Consider the following 16,571-nt stretch of genomic DNA (forward strand, 5'->3'; position numbering starts at 1 on the left):
GAAAACTATAAAGTCTAAATAAATAGTTATATATTTGAGTTTTCATTATTAGATGTAGATTGAAACAACACACACATATTGCTCATTTATTATTTTTTTGTCATGAAAAAGCACATCCTTTTTTTAATACTCTCCGTTTTGATCACAGGTTGTAGGCCAACCGGACAATTAACAAAGTATGTAAATCCTTTTTTAGGAACGGCTACTCTTTGGGAACCGGAAGATTTGGGGTATGTCCGTAAAATGAAACAGCGTACTTGGGGCGCTGAAGTATTTCCCGGAGCGTCGTTGCCTAATGCAATGGTGCAGTTAAGTCCTATAACCCAATTCCGTAGTGGAGCCGGATACCAATACGAAGATACAGTAATCTACGGATTCTCTCATACCAACAAAGGACATTGGAACCTGTTACATGTCCCTTTGCTGCCTGTAACCGGTGAAATCTCTCCGAGTGATTACTGTTCCAAATACAGTCACCGGAATGAATCGGCACATCCGGCTATTACCAAGTGTTTCTTGAAAGATATAATGTCAATGCCGAACTTACTTCTACGTTGCGCTGTGCTTACCATAAATATACCTTCCGGAAAGAAGATGATAAAAAGCTGGTAGCCGATATGATGCGGTCGAATAATCGGATTAGCGATTGGAGCATTCAAAAGGTGGATGAGAATACTTTTACGGGTTCTCAGAATGGCGAAGGAAGGATATACTTCTATGCAATCTCAAATTACAAGATAAAAGATATAGAGCAGGTAAAAGATGATAAACATGAAGTGTCCCTGGTTGATTTCTTGGACAGTAAAGGCTCAAATCCATTGGAACTCCAAATCGGTTTTTCTTTTGTAAGCATAGAAAATGCGAAGTTGAATCTGGAAAAGGAGATGATGGACAAATCGTTTGCTCAGGTTCGTGAGGAGGCTGATCATATCTGGGAAAAACAACTATCAAAAATAATCGTAAAAGGCGGTAGTGAACGTGAAAAAGGAATTTTCTACTCTTGTCTGTACCGCTCATTCTTGTGGCCGGTGCTACGAAGCGATGTGAACGGGGAATATACTGATGCTAAAGGCGAAGTGGTCAATGGTGGATTCAATAATTATACGGATCCATCTTTCTGGGATGACTATCGTAACAAACTGGTACTGCTGGAAATGTTATCACCGGATGTGACAGTAGATATTATTCGCTCTATCACTGACCGGGGAGAAAAAAGAAATGGTTATATGCCAACTTTCTTCCATGGCGACCATGCCTCGGTTTTTGTTGCTGGAAGCTACTTGCGTGGACTTCGCGGATTTGATCCTCAGGCTGCTTATCGGCTTCTGTTGAAGAATGCCACTATTCCCGGTCGCGGAGGTAGACCTTATTTGGATGAATATATCCGCCAGGCTGGATTGCAGAAAAAGACACCACGAATGTTCCTACTTGGGATGAGTATAAAGCTGCCGTAACGAAAACTGTAGAATATGCTTATGATGATTATGCTACTGCATTATTGGCTAAAGAACTGGGGGATGACGCTAATTATAAACTCCTGATGAAGCGTTCCGAAAACTATAAAAATCTGTTTGATCCCAGTACCGGTTTCTGGAGAGGGCGTATTGCTAATGGAGAATGGGTTAAAGATTTTGATCCCTATTATCCTTATTATGCTTATATGTACCGGGAGGCTAATGCCTGGCAATCTTTGTTCTTTGCTCCTCATGATCCGGAAGGAATGATTGCTCTCTATCCTAGCAAGCAGGCTGTGGAGATGAAACTTGATTCTCTGTTCTCCGAACCTTGGAGAGGATATGAAGCACACAACATGACAGGATTTATTGGAAATTATTGTCATGGTAATCAACCTGATCACAGTGTGCCATATACTTATTACTTCATTGGCAAACAAGAAAAAGCGCAATGCATGCTTGACAGTATTATGGATCATTTCTATGACATGGGAGCTGATAAACTGGCTTATTCAGGTATGGATGATGCCGGAGAAATGTCATCCTGGTATGTATTCAATGCTATCGGACTTTACACCTACTCGCCTGCTGATCCGGAATACATAATGACCGTTCCCTTATTCGATGAGATAGTATTCACTTTAGGCGACGGCACTCAGTTTAAAATTCGTAAAGACGGAAAAGGGAAGAAGATTACCAATATTACCTATGACGGCAAAAAGATAGATGGATGGTTCATCTCACATGATTTGCTCAAAAAAGGAAAAGAGTTGGTCATCCGAACGGAATAAGAATGTTTCGTAGCGACTTGATTCCCATAATTTGATTTTTGGTGTACAGAGATATTTAATACATCTATTATGAAAAACAAACTACTTTATTTATTATCGTTTTTAGTCATCACTTTTGCTGCACATGGACAAACACAACAGGGCAAAAAAGGATTTCTATCTTTTGATGGCGTACAGATTCATGCACTTTCCGACCCTGGCTTGCAGAGGTTCAAAATGGCATGGGCCAGTGATGATTCGGAAACACAAGTTGATTCGCAAACTTTATATGGCAATCAGCCTTCCTTGTTTATCCGGTCGTCACAGGGAAAAGGTGCCAAGGTGCAGTTTCATTTTTCAAATCGGGATATCGTGGGGAAGACAGTTGTTTTTAGTGGCAAATATAAATGCGCCCAAGCACGTAATGCCAAGGTCCGTTTTGCAATCGGACTCGATACTTTCTTAAATACCTTCGAAAATGAGAGTACTGAAGTAGAGTGCAATGGAGACCAGGATTGGCAAAGTTTTTCGGTGGAAATGCCACTAACACGTACATCGTTCTTTTTTTTCCGCTTGATGACATCAGGCGATATGAAACTCTGGCTTAGCGACTGTCAGGTGTTGATAGACGGACAATCGCTTGACATATTGGTGGACCCTTCTGCTGAGGTGGACAAGGATACGGAATTTATGCGTGACTCTCGTGTGGCTCTTACCGAACCTATACAGCAAGTAATGGAGAATCTGGTTGTATTAGGTAAGGTATGGGGATTTCTTAAATATTATCATCCTCAGGTAGTGATTGGAAAGTATAATTGGGACTTTGAGCTATTCAGGGTATTGCCTGAGATTGCACGTGCCCAGAATAAAGAGGAGCGCAATCGTGCTTTGAGTAAATGGATAGACAAGTATGGAGAGATTACAGAAACCGAAGATTATACAGTGAAAGATTCTACCCAATATCACAGGTTTGCTTATTTACAGTGGTTGGAAGACCCCATGCTTTTTGATACAGACCTGTCGGAAAAACTAGTAAAGATAAAGAATGCCAAACGAAATGGCGTACTTAATTACTATCTTCCTCCTTTGGCTGGGAAAGAGGAAGTGGAGTTCCGCAGAGAGAAAGTTTATCCAGGGATAAGTTGGAAAGATCAGGGATTTCGTCTTCTCACACTTTACCGGTTATGGAATGCTGTCGAATATGGTTTTCCATATGTCAATCTTACAGATCACCCTTGGTCTACGCTTTTGGAAAAATATCTTCCGGAATTTTATAATCCGGTTTCCGGAAGTGAATTGTATCTTTCTATACAAAAGTTGTTGGCAGAGATCAATGACTCGCATGGAACGTATGAACTTCCGGTCAAAGGTTCCAGAATGCGTGGGCTTCCTTTGGGGATAACATTAACTGCGGATGGTAACTATGCAGTAGAATCTACCCATTTGAAAGAAATAGATAGGGGAACCGTTATTAAAGCTGTAAACGACAAGTCTGTTCAAGAGCTTATCGAAGAATTCCGTCCAATCATAGCCTCTTCGAATGAAAACACCTTAAAAAGAGACGTGGCTCGTAGAATGTTTTTAACTAAAGAAGAGGAAGAAACTGTTACTGTAAAAGAGGGGAAAAGGACTTCTAAAAGGAAAGTTCATACTCAAGTTTATACCATGCCCGAAGCAGTGGGACGAAAAATGCCTGAGGAGTATGATTTGGACTCGAAAGATATTATTTATATCAATGTTGCGCAAATAAGTGTGGAAAGGTTGAATGAACTAATGTCCGGCCGTATAAATTCAAAAGGGCTTATACTGGATATGCGGCAATATCCGCAACTATATACCAAGGATATCCTTGAAAAATATCTGTATCCTAAGCCTGTTCCCTATATGTGGTTCTCTATGAATTCAAAAAAATATCCGGGCAATTACTTTCTGGATATAAAGGGAAATGTCGGTCCGAAAGAGAATCCGGATTATTTTAAAGGAAAGATTGCTATTTTAGTCAATGAAGGGACGCAGAGTTTCGGAGAATTATCTTCCATTGCTTATCGGGCAGCTCCACGCAGTGCAGTTATCGGGACTCAGACAGCCGGAGCAAATGGACATATCGGTTACTTTTTTCTTCCTTACGGAATAAAAATCAATTATACCATGGCCGGTGCTTTCTATCCCAATTGGGGAATGAATCAACGGGTAGGAGTGAAGATAGATATTCCTGTGGTGCAGACGGTGGAAGATGTGAAATATGGAGAAGATGCGTGGATTAAAAAGGCGATAGAGTATATAGAAGGAGAATAAGGTATGATATGAATTCCATAGATTTTGTATGTTTTCAATTAAATGAGAACAATAAAAAACTATGGAATTCATACTAATATCAATATGAAATCAGTATTGGTTCATGTCATATTTTCCTGTAACTTCTTCTCTTATAGTGAAATAAAATGAAGCAACCATTATGACTGAAGATTCATCACATAATATCGGTTTCCATACATTGAATGTTTTGCAAAAAATCCCATTGCCGGAAGATGTGAAGTTAGCTGTTTCACAGATGTGTCTTTCATCGCAGATGAATTAAATCGATGTAATGTATTGTAAATCTCAGCCGCGGTAAGCCAAATACCTTTTTCTGTTTCCATAGGTCGTCGGTAACAATTATAAAACACATCTTCTAATGGTGACTGACGGTAATAGGCTTTATTGTGTTGTTGTAGCAGTTGCTCTTCTTCATGGTTTAGAAAATCAGGCTTACCCGCTTTCAGTTCCGCTTTTAGTTGGGCGTATATCTGTTTGTGTTCCAGAGGTTCTTCCGAGATAGCGTGCAACACCTCTACGCAAAGGAAACGGCGGCTTCCTGTAGGATCGGTTAGTATCTGGTAGCAGTTAGTCGTAGCTATAAATGAAGCTAGTCTGTTCTCGTTTACCCATCCCAATCGTTTACCACGGAAAATAGGAATATTGACCATTTGGAGCAAATTTTTTAGGTTTGCTTGTTGGCTCTCTCTGATTTTATCGAATTCATCCAGATTAATCAATCCATTTTTAACAAGTTTCCTTTCGGGGAAAGTGCTGGTAGCCAGATTTAAATTATCAAGATAGTAATATCGGAGTGAGTCCGGTAGTAAAGATCTACAAAAAGTACTTTTGTTCAATCCTTGCTTACTGCTGATTAAAATAGGAGTCAGTGTATTGGCATGAGTCCGCTCTACGCCGGTCCATTGTGAGGCCATGGCCCGTAACCAATAGCGTCCGCATTTTTGCCATAACTCATTGTTTGATACTCTTAGTAATAAAGGAGTTACGCGGTCTATCTCATCCCATTGTGGAAGCTCTTGCATATAAAGATGAAAAGGATTATAAGCTTCCACTTTGTTGGATAATACTAAAGTTGGAATGTCGTTTCTCCAACAAGGGATACCTTCCAGCCGGGCATCTACAATCATTCCGTTCATTTCCCTTTCACTAATTGGGCGAAAGCGGTCTGTTGTGTTTTTTAATTGGAATTCGGTGGCTCCTGTCAGAGTGTTATAGCGGAATGTAAAGTGTTCTAATAGATATTTCCGCAGCTGAACGGTCATAGTCTGACTCCTATTCCTTTTTGAGGTCCCGTCGGGACTTTCTTGCTTTTCTGTATTTACCTTTTTCTCCGGTTTGTCGGATACATTTGTCTCTTTGTTAGTCTGTTCTTCTATGCGTGCAAGTAATTGTTTCAACGTCTCTAACATTTTTTGAATCATTGTTTTCATTTTTGTTCTATTTTATAGTTAATACTTCGAGAATGTGAGACGCAAATATATAATTCGAAAAAGCGGATTTGCAACTATATAGATAAATGATTTTCAAAAAAGTGAGTTATCTAAAATTATTCGATAAAGTATTGTTTTTAACTAAATAAATTAGTAATTTTGATGTATCATATTAATTGTAGCACAAATTGTGCGATGGCTGTTTCGCATTTTGTGCAACAACTGTTGTATGATATATGAGTTAGCTGTTGCACATAATGTGAGTCGGTCAATAGATTGGCATAAAATAAATAAAACTACCGCGTAAATTAGCTAACAGTTGCGCACAATACAATTAGTATATGAGTGCACTTTATGATTTCTTTCTGACTCCCCAACCTAAAGATTCCAATAAAAAAAGATATCATGCCCGTTTGGTGGTACGTGATACGATAACCCTCGAAGATATTGCAGGAATTATAGAATCAAGAAGCAGCTTGAGAAAAGGTGATGTCATCGGGTCTTTTATAGAGTTTGCCAATGTTTTCAAAGATGAACTGTCCAATGGGAACAGTATTCATATTGAAGGGGTCGGTTCATTTCGTATTAAGGCGGAATCTCCGGAGGTTCGGTCGCCTAAAGAAATACGTGCGGAGCATATACGCTGTGCAGGAGTTGTTTTTACTCCGGAAAAAGAACTCCTTCGGAAGTTGAAAGCAACTACCTTTGAGAAAGTTCGTGAAACACGTCGTTCACAAGAATTGAGTGATATTGAGATTGATGGAAAATTGGCGGAATTCTTTAAAGATCATGATTATATCACTACGCGTCAGCTCTGTGCGTTGTGTGGACTACGAAAGGCTACTTCTCTCCGTCGGCTACAGAAGCGGGTAGAAGAAGGAAGAATGACACATCCCGGATATCTTCGTTCTCCTTTTTATTTCCCTGTTCCGGGATGGTTTGGAGTGTCACGAAATAGATGATGCAATGCAACTAATTGGATAATAGTGTGATATGCAAAAATATGACGATGAAGGAAAGTGATTTTCACTTTGTGTTTTATTCAATTTACAGGTATGTTACAGTTAGAATTGTTGCAAACCAAAATAAAATATTATGAAATGCCCATGATTGAGGTATGAATCAACGTAATGAACTGACAATAGATATACTTATAATTTTATTTATGATGAAAGACAATATATGTAATACGAGTAATAGAGAGTGGAGTCTTGGAAAAATAAAAGTATTGATTTTATTTTTTCTGTTTTCTATTAAAGGCATTGGCCTTGTATGTAGTCAGTAGTTAAATCAACAACGAACACTTACCCTTTCTGAAATGATTGATCTATTTAAGACGAAATCAGAAGTCATCAATCGAACACCTGATCTTGAAGGGTTCAATGTACTATTTGAATCAGAGACTGGATATCCTCATGTTTTGTCTTCGTCTTGCCCATTACTTCCTATGGCAGAATTTGATAGGTGTTGTGGAGAATGGGTTAATGATGGAGATTCATTGTATCTGAGGAGAATTAGAGGTTACAATGCTTTGGAATATGAAAAAGCTTTAATTCAGAAATATGGTAAAGGAGTAACAGGAATGAAAGGAATACCTGCTACATGGTTCACTGGAGAAATAATAGATTATTAATCTCCTGTAGTTTTTTAGGAGATACACTTACTGCCTGGAGAACGCGAATAGAGGTAAATAAAGGAAAAATAATATCCCGTAAGAGAATTAGTTATCAGAACGGATCCGGAGCTCTCATACATTTGGGAAATGAACAAGTGCTTGCAGAGCAAATGGGTCCCATAAAATGTACTATTTATAGTATGGATGGTATCTGGTCAGATGTTTATTATTATAGTGCTGTTGGATTCGCCAGATTTATGAATGTGGAACATGCAGTCAAGGTTCCTGCACATATTTCTCAGAAAGAGGAATTCTCAATTCTGCTTGCTAATGATACAGATGGTAAGCCGCTTTTATATCTATTGTCTCCGTCAAATCCTAACAAAAATATCTGTCTTCTTTTCGATCTACTGAAAGAGGCATCCGAAAATCTGCCTTTGTGGAGTGTAGACCCATTAGAGACTATTCATGGAACTCTTATTCCAGGCGCTTTTTTTCGAGTTTCATATGCAAACCGGAAGTGGGAGTTTACAAATTATCTGAATATACCTTATGATTAATATGGCATCTAGTTATCATTGCAAATTCATGATGTAGAAAAAATGTTTGAAAAGAGATATTTCACAGAATGGATGATCGGGAAAAATCAGTAGATGATTGTTTCTAGTGGTGGAGATCACGTTGTTCGTGCGCAAGATTATGATGAAAGAGGCAACGAACTATTGGATGTCAAATATTGGGATAATAGACAAATCATGATTGATTATATTACTCGGTATGGAATGACGATGCGTATGGAGATGAAAGAAAATGATTTCACTTTGTTTTCTAAGTGCTTTTGAATAGTCTATATTATAAAAGTATATGTTCCTCGTGTTGTTTTTCTTGTTCCGAAATAGTTTGTTATTGAGAAGCCGATAATGTACAGAAGCGGTTGTCCTGTATTTCCGCTTTCTTTCTTGCAGATTCAACGCTTTTGTTATATATTTGCCACTCTGTATTCGTTAAATCAGTCTGATACATCTTTTTTTAGTTTGTTCGCTTCAAAGAAAGAAACTATCCCATTGATACGGAAACTTCATTAGATAAAAATCAATCATTTTTAAACAGGAACTTAATTGAAAAATGATTTTATGAAAAAGATTACTCGTGCAAATTTTGAGGGTTTGCGTCAACGTTACCCAGTTTTAAACAAAGAAAAGATGCGTCGTTATGTAGGTGGTAACTCTACTACTCTATACGATGAGAGTGATTTGGCACTTTTAAATGTTTATACTTTAGATATAGACATGGATGCTTGTTCGGCTGTTGGGAGTGACAAGGCTGATGAAATGGAAGAGGATGTTTGGACATCGGATTTGGGAATTAGTGTATTCTCTGCAGATGACTACGGGGCTAGTGGTTATGGCTTTTATGGTGGCTTTGGTGGTGGTAGTTATGGAGGTCACGACTGGGATATTGATGGAGGGTATTTGGATGAAGTTGTTATATATGGAAGTAATAATTATGGTTATATGCTTCCTGAAGTTACGATTTATGGAGAAAAACCTGATAACGTTTATCCGGATTGGTATTATTATGATCCATGGGGAGAAGATTTATATTTAGGAGATTATGATGATCATAGTTATCCATGGGGGGGATATTATGATGGATATTATATTTATAATAATTGGAACGGAAATAGTGGCGGTGGTGGCGGATCTAGCAGTGGACCTTCAAGTAACTCATTGACAGATGGAGTTAATATTGAAAACTTTACTTTTAATACAGAGTCTGAAGCAGCCTTCCATGAACAATTGACTAAGATTCTTGAGAGTAATTCAATTCTTAAAAATTTACTTAGTTATATGAATAAAGGTTATGTGCATTTGACATTTAGCATAAGTGAAATGAATCAAAACGTTCCGGCTTCTACTGATTGTAGCTCTGATACGTCATTTTGCATGACTTTTAATACTCAATTTATAAATGAAGATGGTTGGAATCGTATTTTGAAGGGTGATAATATTGGCTATGATTGGAATAAAGTGAAAACAAAGGAAGAAGCTTTAGTAGTTATATTAGCTCACGAAGCTCAACATGCTAATCATATTGCAAGATATTATGACGTTACTAAACAAGCTAATGGTGATGCTGTGATAGCAGCTCGTATATTTAGAGAACAAGGATATAGTCAAGAATTTGTTAATATATTTATTGATGAGAATACTCACAAGTATAAAGAATATTTTGCTGACGGTTTGCATGATTATATGAAAAAATATAATCATGGTGTGATCGATACGGCACTAGATGAATATAGAAATGACTTTAAATAAGAGAATATGAAAAATATAGGTTATGTCTTTTTCTTTTTCTTTTTAATATCTTGTAAAGTAGGGAATAAGAACAAAGTTGTGGAACTTCCTGTTGTTGAAGAATTAACAAAACTGGAGAAGCTCTTTTTATTACCTCAGGATTCGGTCATGGATTATTATGATTTGTCAAATGATAGTATTGTGGCTTTTCCTGATTTATCAGGTTATATAATAAAGTCACTTAATTTGTCTGGTAATTTGTTGGATACCCTTGTGATAGATTTTTTACCTCAAAAAATAGAGAACTTGAATCTTTCACATAATCACTATAAAGCTCGTGTGTATATAGGAGAGAATGCAATACCTTTTTTGAAAGAATTGGATTTCTCTTATAATTCCTTGAGTAGTATCGGTATAAGCGAGCCTTTATATCGGATTATACTATCGCATAATAATCTTAGTACTATTACCTTAAATCATAAAAATATACAATACCTGGATATTTCATATAATTCTAATTTGGCAGAACGTGTTGATTTTGACCCATCTAAGATAGATACTATAATACGAGATGGAGTTGCTGATGGTAAACGTTTGATTAGTAAAATGCGTGTAGGAATAATTGATGATGATTGGGGAGATACACGATAAAGTTCGCTTTTCAATGTATTGCTTATTTTATAGAATTATTTTTAAGAGATAAAATACAATAAAAATATGAAGGGATGAATTATTGATCTTATCAAGATACTTTAGCTTTTTGTTAATAAATAGTTAAAATGTAAGAATAAATATATTCATGCTTTTAAAAAATGTTTTGGTTTCTATAAATAAAGTTTGTCAAAAGATAGATATAAAGTGAATAAAGTAGGAATTAGGACGTTGTTAAATGATATTTTAAGTCTTTGTGTTCAGAGCATTGACGGACAGAATTATCAGGATATTGATATCATATTGCTTAAACAAACCATAAAGAAACTTCCTGAGGAGTTGAAAGTGACCGGTGGACCGGTCTTGGAGAAGATCGATTGTTTGGATTGCTTTGTGGATATGAATGCATTGGATGTGTGGTATGATAATGCATGGTGGGGAATATTGTATAATGTGCCTATTCTAGAAGAATTATCCTTCGACGATATAACAATGTATATAGATAAAAAGATTCAAGGTTCTTTTTATGATATATCGATGATTAATAGTAAATTATCTTCGGCTGGATTATGGTTAATGTCAAAGTAAAGATAGATATGTAATTGTATTAATTGAAAAATGATTTTATGAAAAAGGTTACTCGTGCAAATTTTGAGGGTTTGCGTCAGCGTTGCCCGGTTTTAAACAAAGAAGAGATGAGACATTATGTGGGTGGTAATTTTATTCTCTACGATGAAAATGAATGGCTTCTTCCCAATCCGCATGTAGCAGATATAGAAATGGTTATGGATAACAGCTCTGCCATTACTAATAACGAAGAAACTGAGGAAATAACAAATGATCTATGGGCACCGGATATGGACATGGGGCTTATCTCTACAGGGGGATATGGATATAACAACAGCTATGGCGAATATGGCTGGGATATGGACGGAGGAGAACTGGATGGAGTAGTCATTTATGGGAACTACTATGGGAATGATCATTATACAGAAGAAGAATATTAGGATATGGTTTATAATGGTACATGGGAGGGAGGATATGTAGATGGATGGGGATATACATTTCCTGATGTTTATATATTCCCAGGTGATGGAGACTATTATACATTTCCGGACTATATAAGAAGTGAATCAATGGATAATCTTGAGTACTTAATGGAGAGTGTTTTAGATAAAATAATTGATGTAATTAAATATACAGGAGTACTTTCTGATTATTGGGATTATATGGAGAATGCAATGGATCGCATGCATAGAGATATACAAGCAACATTATTACAAATGGGATATGATAGTTCTGCTTTATTTTATATTGATAATGAAGTGATTAAAAGTGGGAATTCATATCGAATAAAGTTCAATGTATATGATGCTAAGAAAGGAAATTGGATATTATCAAGGGAGATTACTGTATTCGGAAATATCTATTAAATAAATTTTCAATAGTACAAATATCATATTCATTAATCAATTTGTTTATTAATAAAATCATGAAGGTAGCCATTTCTATTCTGCTTCTTTTAAGTAGTTTGTATACTTGTTTTGCTCAGCAACAAAATATAACAAAACAAGTTTCTGACATTCTTAGTTTTGCTCCGGAAGGAGAATGGAAAAAGGGGAAACATGCTGCTTTTTTTATGATGATTGACAGTACACAAACCTATAAGAATAAACACCCAGTTCAATGTAACCAATGTTATATAGGGGGAGTGTACTTTATGCTGCAAGGAACAATATACAACCGGTTACCTCTTCCTGTGATTAATGAAGACAGCATGGAAGTATCATTAACCTGTAAAAGTCAGGAATTGAAACGCGGTTTTCTAGCAATAAACGGTATTGATGAAAAAGAAGAGGTACTCTATTCGGATACTTTATTTTTCAACAATTGTAAAGAATGGAAAACATTCCGGAAAAACGTATCATTGTGCGGAGTAGTTCTACTGGGACTTACTATCGGAATCAGAGGAAATGACACCATTTTTACTGCAAAGAAGAATGTGGGTCGTAAAAAAAGTATACAGAATCTGTGGCTGGATAGAATAGAAATGAAAGTAAACGGCAAAAATATAACAGACTACACTACATATCCCTTCTTCGCAGAACCTCCTTTACATAAAGAAGATATTATGATGTGGAGCGATTCATTGCCGCATTCATTTAGAGATAAGGATATAGTGGCTTTTGGAGAAACAGTTCATGGAAGTGAAAACATTAATTGCACAATGATCCGGTTGTTTATGAACGAAATAAAATATGGAGGGCGCAAACTGATTCTACTCGAATTGCCCTTATCCAAAATGTTATACGTTAATCGGTTTGTACAAGGAGACAGTGCTTTTCAGATTGATAAAATTAGTTCTATAATTGAGTTTTCTTTATTTTCTGACGCTTGGATAGACTTCTTCCGTTGGCTCAAAGAATATAATTCAACGACAAAAGAAAAAGTATGGATATTAGGAACAGATTTCGATGTTAGTGCATATTTGGAAACAGAATTGGACTTATGTGAATATCTTCTTACAATTAACCGCTCCTTACAAAATTCACAACTTAGGAAATTTGCTCAATTGATATTAAAATCAAAAGAAATCCATCAGGAATCTATAGCATTCTTTCAATCACAAAACTATTTTGAGAAAGAGCTCGGAAAACAGGAGGCACAGCTCATACAGACATGTTTACAGTTGATTGAAAAAGTGAAATACGAACAGCTTTCACGCGATAGTCTTATGTTTGAACAAATACAAGTCATGATGGAATTGTTCTCATCTCATCGTCCTGTAAAAGCAATGATCTATAGTCATTTAATGCATGTAAAATACACCTCTAACAATGCCGATCAGTCTATTATTTCCATTCCATTTGGTGCTTTGTGCAAACAACATTACAGTGACCGTTTTTTTACTGTCGGTATTTTTACAGATAGAGGAAAAACCTTGAACTATCATTATTTAAAAAAAATGGAGTATTGCCTTTTGAATCAGTCCAAGCCTGGTTCTTTAGAGTATTGGTTGAATCAAGTTCCTTTAGATAGTTTCTATGTTCCCCACTCACTCCTGCCCACAAAATTATTATTCAGTCGTTCTGTAGGAATAGCTCCTAATGAAATGACAGAGTGGATAAATCCTTCACATCAAATGGACGGAATATTATTTATCAAAGAAAGCATTCCTCTGCAAAAAAAATCATTAAATGTAAGCAAAGATAACAACACTTTTATATATCGATATAAGAAATGTTGGGATGAGTTAAAAAATGAATAATATAATGATGAAATATCTAATACCTAAAATTCTTCATCAAATCTGGTCAGATAAAGAGAAGCCTTTACCAGCAGAGTTTGCAAAAATGGCAGAAACATGGAAATATGATTATCCTGAGTGGAAATACATCTATTGGAATGAGCAACGGATGAATGATTTCATTTTGGAATATTTTCCTCAATATTGGAATATTTACAATGGTTTCCCGCTAAACATACAAAGATGGGATGCTATCAGGTATTTAATTCTCTATCAAATGGGAGGAATGTATGTTGATTTTGATTTTGAATCGCTACATCCTATGGATGAGTTACTTTGCGATAAGATATGCTGTATTTCTAGAGAACCGGCCTCCCACAGTAAAATTTTCAAAAATAGTTTTATCATCAATAATTCATTGATGGCAGCGATTCCCAAACATGTATACATGGAAAAAATTATTCATCACGTTTTTTCGAAAGAGAACCTACGATACGCTCACTCGATTGCCCATTTCAAAGATAGTGTGTTTAACATAACAGGACAATGGGTGTTAGGAAGAATATACAATAGTTTACCGGAAGAAGAACGAAAAAAAAGTTTATTTGATACCACCTACGTATATTAACCCTTTCGATCTTTCCCTTGCCGCTATTGCCAAGAAGGGCTGTTGGGACAGATGTCTCGAACAAAGTGTAAGAGAGGCCTATGCCATACATTATTATTTTGGGACTTGGGCAAAATAAAAAATATATGGATATAAATAAACAGCTACAGTTAATAGCGAATAGAATGGATATTTATCTGAAAAAAACAGAGAATATCGGACTGATGGAAGGGAAAATGGGAGTAGCATTGTTCTACTATGAGTATGCGAGATATACTGGCAACACAGTATATAATGAACAGGCTGATAATCTACTGGATGAAATATTTGATCAAATTGGGAAAATCCAGATAAATGATATTGAACAAGGGCTTTCTGGAATAGGCTGGGGAATTTTATCTTACTGCTCAAGGCTTCGTAGAAATAGCTAATGATGCTTTAATCGATATAGAATCCAAGATTTTTTCTGGGAGCTCGGTGGGTTTTGGTTCTGATTTTTCCATGCTTTCACCAGCGGTTTACCTGTTATCTAAATCACTAAATAAAAGGATACTGACTATTTACAACAATCAAGTGAAGGATTTGTTAAATACATGTCGGTATTATTGCCTGAATATTTATGATTATAAACGGAAACCTTTGGATTTGCTAAATTCGATGTTGTATTTTCTCCTTAATTTAAAAGAGGAGGAAATTTATATGGTAGAAACTGATAAATTAATTTGGAAAATCTTAATTGAGCTGTTGGATTGTGTGAAATTTGAGGATGAAGAACATGGAGATATTGTGATTCTTTTAAATTTATTGAATAAAATAGGTTCATCTCCTTTAAAGGAAAAAGTGGTAGAGATGGTGGGATTTTCGTTTAATAAAAATCGGAAATGGTCGATAGAAAGTTATAAAAAAGTGCTATGGCAACAAATCCTTTTTTCACAGGGAGGTTGTCATGTGGTTGTCGATATAGACATTAATGGATTATTATATCAAATTACAGATATGCCTGAAAAACGACAGGAAATAAGTATTCCTTTAGGATTGTATTTAATGAATAAAGGAAATGAAACACTATGATTATCTAATTGTCGATGCAGGAGAGTTTAGGGTAATAGTTGCCTATTGATTGGTAGTCAAAGGAATATCTTGTATTATCATTGACAAACGTAATTATGTTAGCGGCAATGTGTATACGGAAAAGATAAATGATATTATTGTACACAAATACGGTACACATATATTTCATATTAATATTAAAAAGGCATGGGAATATATGAACTTGTTTGCTCATGCCATATTTTACATGGAGGAATATCTGGGGTAACCTGACCGTTTTCTTCTAATTTCCATTAAAGATTAGAAAAATAATTTATGCCACAAACCTAATTGAGAACCTGAATGGGAAGGTCAGGAAGTACACCAAATCAAAGCTGTCATTCCCTTCGGATGATGCGGTGAAGAAAATGGTATACCTTATCTTTGATGGAGATTGGGAAGATATGGACACAACCTATTCATAACTGGGGATTGATTATGAACCAATTTATGCTTATGTTTGAAAACAGAATACAGATATGAGTAGAACTTATAACTGAACCCTGTTTACAATTACACAAAATTGTATACAGTGTCTATTAAAGAAAATCCTGAATCCCTGTTTTTGTATGCATTAATAACCACTTGGATCATATATCTAAATTTAGTTATGACGTTTTTAATAAGTTCGTCTCTATATCTATCGTTCGTCTGCCAATATGATTCTATTCCCGAACAAAGTTTATTTAATTATCTCATTAACAGATGAATTGTCTTGCAGCTATAACTGTTGGCTGTGTAACTATTACTGCAACAAGAAAGCTATTCCTATCCATAACAATATGACGTTTGATGCCTTTTATTTTTTTATTGTCGTCAACTCCATTCAGAGACTGGGTATTACCTCATTTAACGCTTTGGCTATCTATTTTACCAACACTGGGCTCCAGTTTTGATTACAAATCATATTTTCGCTTTCTTATTTGCAGGTTCAACACTTTTGTTATATATTTACTACTCGGTTTCCATTGAATCTGTTTGATACATCCTTATTATTTGTTTGGTCGCTTCAGATAAAGCATTTATTGTGCAGGGACAGAAACCTTTTTAATTTTTTATTTAAACCATTTTAAAACAGGATTTAAACAAATT

General features: G+C 35.9%; 16 protein-coding genes and 2 pseudogenes. 17 read left to right on the plus strand and 1 reads right to left on the minus strand.

Going from position 1 to position 16,571, the window contains the following annotated elements; genetic code table 11:
* The first annotated feature begins 102 nt into the window (after positions 1-102).
* Both JCM17102_RS26905 and JCM17102_RS08950 read left to right on the plus strand, forming a co-directional pair.
* Positions 103-2,245 (plus strand): annotated as a pseudogene (locus tag JCM17102_RS26905) (GH92 family glycosyl hydrolase).
* 69 nt (positions 2,246-2,314) lie between these two features.
* On the plus strand, positions 2,315-4,519 hold the full coding sequence (locus JCM17102_RS08950) for a S41 family peptidase (protein ID WP_025074865.1): 2,205 nt from the start codon (positions 2,315-2,317) through the stop codon (positions 4,517-4,519).
* A 158-nt stretch (positions 4,520-4,677) separates the two neighbouring features.
* Here the strand turns inward: JCM17102_RS08950 and JCM17102_RS08955 are convergent, their stop codons facing one another.
* Positions 4,678-5,970 (minus strand): VapE domain-containing protein, encoded by a 1,293-nt coding sequence (locus JCM17102_RS08955; RefSeq protein WP_025074866.1) that lies wholly within the window; start codon positions 5,968-5,970, stop codon positions 4,678-4,680.
* A gap of 341 nt (positions 5,971-6,311) precedes the next feature.
* Between JCM17102_RS08955 and JCM17102_RS08960 the strand changes: the two genes are divergently transcribed.
* From JCM17102_RS08960 to JCM17102_RS32415, 15 genes and pseudogenes are all read left to right on the plus strand, one after another.
* Complete coding sequence (locus JCM17102_RS08960; protein ID WP_025074867.1) at positions 6,312-6,932, plus strand: HU family DNA-binding protein; 621 nt, start codon at positions 6,312-6,314, stop codon at positions 6,930-6,932.
* A gap of 356 nt (positions 6,933-7,288) precedes the next feature.
* A complete protein-coding gene (locus JCM17102_RS22895; protein WP_033886651.1) occupies positions 7,289-7,603 on the plus strand; it encodes a hypothetical protein in 315 nt (104 codons plus the stop codon).
* Positions 7,573-8,145, plus strand: coding sequence for a DUF5030 domain-containing protein (locus JCM17102_RS22900; protein ID WP_033886652.1), 573 nt, complete (start codon positions 7,573-7,575; stop codon positions 8,143-8,145). The genes JCM17102_RS22895 and JCM17102_RS22900 overlap by 31 nt, the downstream gene beginning before the upstream one ends.
* A 93-nt stretch (positions 8,146-8,238) precedes the next feature.
* A complete protein-coding gene (locus JCM17102_RS08975) occupies positions 8,239-8,427 on the plus strand; it encodes a hypothetical protein (RefSeq protein ID WP_025074870.1) in 189 nt (62 codons plus the stop codon).
* 291 nt (positions 8,428-8,718) lie between these two features.
* Entirely contained in the window at positions 8,719-9,906 is a 1,188-nt protein-coding gene (locus tag JCM17102_RS08980) for a hypothetical protein (protein ID WP_025074871.1), read from the plus strand.
* 6 nt (positions 9,907-9,912) lie between these two features.
* Positions 9,913-10,536 (plus strand): hypothetical protein, encoded by a 624-nt coding sequence (locus JCM17102_RS08985; protein ID WP_025074872.1) that lies wholly within the window; start codon positions 9,913-9,915, stop codon positions 10,534-10,536.
* A 207-nt stretch (positions 10,537-10,743) separates the two neighbouring features.
* Positions 10,744-11,124 (plus strand): hypothetical protein, encoded by a 381-nt coding sequence (locus JCM17102_RS08990; protein ID WP_025074873.1) that lies wholly within the window; start codon positions 10,744-10,746, stop codon positions 11,122-11,124.
* Between the two features lie 38 nt (positions 11,125-11,162).
* Positions 11,163-11,543, plus strand: coding sequence for a TIGR04149 family rSAM-modified RiPP (locus JCM17102_RS08995; RefSeq protein ID WP_025074874.1), 381 nt, complete (start codon positions 11,163-11,165; stop codon positions 11,541-11,543).
* A gap of 3 nt (positions 11,544-11,546) precedes the next feature.
* A complete protein-coding gene (locus tag JCM17102_RS09000; RefSeq protein ID WP_025074875.1) occupies positions 11,547-11,969 on the plus strand; it encodes a hypothetical protein in 423 nt (140 codons plus the stop codon).
* Positions 11,970-12,028: 59 nt separating this feature from the next.
* Complete coding sequence (locus JCM17102_RS09005; RefSeq protein ID WP_025074876.1) at positions 12,029-13,804, plus strand: erythromycin esterase family protein; 1,776 nt, start codon at positions 12,029-12,031, stop codon at positions 13,802-13,804.
* 4 nt (positions 13,805-13,808) lie between these two features.
* A complete protein-coding gene (locus JCM17102_RS26910; protein WP_275564347.1) occupies positions 13,809-14,411 on the plus strand; it encodes a glycosyltransferase family 32 protein in 603 nt (200 codons plus the stop codon).
* Between the two features lie 80 nt (positions 14,412-14,491).
* Entirely contained in the window at positions 14,492-14,821 is a 330-nt protein-coding gene (locus JCM17102_RS26915; protein ID WP_199901479.1) for a lanthionine synthetase LanC family protein, read from the plus strand.
* A 268-nt stretch (positions 14,822-15,089) separates the two neighbouring features.
* Positions 15,090-15,461, plus strand: a complete 372-nt coding sequence (locus JCM17102_RS28940; RefSeq protein ID WP_136498292.1) for a hypothetical protein — start codon at positions 15,090-15,092, stop codon at positions 15,459-15,461.
* 49 nt (positions 15,462-15,510) lie between these two features.
* The gene (locus JCM17102_RS32410; RefSeq protein WP_025074877.1) at positions 15,511-15,708 is read left to right on the plus strand and encodes an NAD(P)-binding protein; all 198 of its coding nucleotides are present in this window, start codon (positions 15,511-15,513) and stop codon (positions 15,706-15,708) included.
* Positions 15,686-15,962: pseudogene (locus JCM17102_RS32415) on the plus strand (transposase); the annotation flags it as partial. The gene JCM17102_RS32410 and the pseudogene JCM17102_RS32415, both read left to right, overlap by 23 nt.
* Positions 15,963-16,571 lie beyond the last annotated feature (609 nt).

Origin of the sequence: Bacteroides faecichinchillae JCM 17102 (genome assembly GCF_000614145.1) — a bacterium.
In the GTDB taxonomy this organism is placed as follows: Bacteria; Bacteroidota; Bacteroidia; order Bacteroidales; family Bacteroidaceae; genus Bacteroides; species Bacteroides faecichinchillae.

What these genes read in the sequence shown, in the direction of transcription:
- JCM17102_RS09005 (WP_025074876.1), top strand. Translation starts at nt 12,029, where the DNA reads ATGAAGGTAGCCATTTCTATTCTGCTTCTTTTAAGTAGTTTGTATACT.
- JCM17102_RS28940 (WP_136498292.1), top strand. Translation starts at nt 15,090, where the DNA reads ATGGTAGAAACTGATAAATTAATTTGGAAAATCTTAATTGAGCTGTTG.
- JCM17102_RS08975 (WP_025074870.1), top strand. Translation starts at nt 8,239, where the DNA reads ATGATTGTTTCTAGTGGTGGAGATCACGTTGTTCGTGCGCAAGATTAT.
- JCM17102_RS08980 (WP_025074871.1), top strand. Translation starts at nt 8,719, where the DNA reads ATGAAAAAGATTACTCGTGCAAATTTTGAGGGTTTGCGTCAACGTTAC.
- JCM17102_RS08955 (WP_025074866.1), bottom strand. Translation starts at nt 5,970, where the DNA reads ATGAAAACAATGATTCAAAAAATGTTAGAGACGTTGAAACAATTACTT.
- JCM17102_RS22900 (WP_033886652.1), top strand. Translation starts at nt 7,573, where the DNA reads ATGGTTCACTGGAGAAATAATAGATTATTAATCTCCTGTAGTTTTTTA.
- JCM17102_RS26915 (WP_199901479.1), top strand. Translation starts at nt 14,492, where the DNA reads ATGCCATACATTATTATTTTGGGACTTGGGCAAAATAAAAAATATATG.
- JCM17102_RS22895 (WP_033886651.1), top strand. Translation starts at nt 7,289, where the DNA reads ATGATTGATCTATTTAAGACGAAATCAGAAGTCATCAATCGAACACCT.
- JCM17102_RS08950 (WP_025074865.1), top strand. Translation starts at nt 2,315, where the DNA reads ATGAAAAACAAACTACTTTATTTATTATCGTTTTTAGTCATCACTTTT.
- JCM17102_RS08995 (WP_025074874.1), top strand. Translation starts at nt 11,163, where the DNA reads ATGAAAAAGGTTACTCGTGCAAATTTTGAGGGTTTGCGTCAGCGTTGC.
- JCM17102_RS09000 (WP_025074875.1), top strand. Translation starts at nt 11,547, where the DNA reads ATGGTTTATAATGGTACATGGGAGGGAGGATATGTAGATGGATGGGGA.
- JCM17102_RS26910 (WP_275564347.1), top strand. Translation starts at nt 13,809, where the DNA reads ATGATGAAATATCTAATACCTAAAATTCTTCATCAAATCTGGTCAGAT.
- JCM17102_RS08985 (WP_025074872.1), top strand. Translation starts at nt 9,913, where the DNA reads ATGAAAAATATAGGTTATGTCTTTTTCTTTTTCTTTTTAATATCTTGT.
- JCM17102_RS08960 (WP_025074867.1), top strand. Translation starts at nt 6,312, where the DNA reads ATGAGTGCACTTTATGATTTCTTTCTGACTCCCCAACCTAAAGATTCC.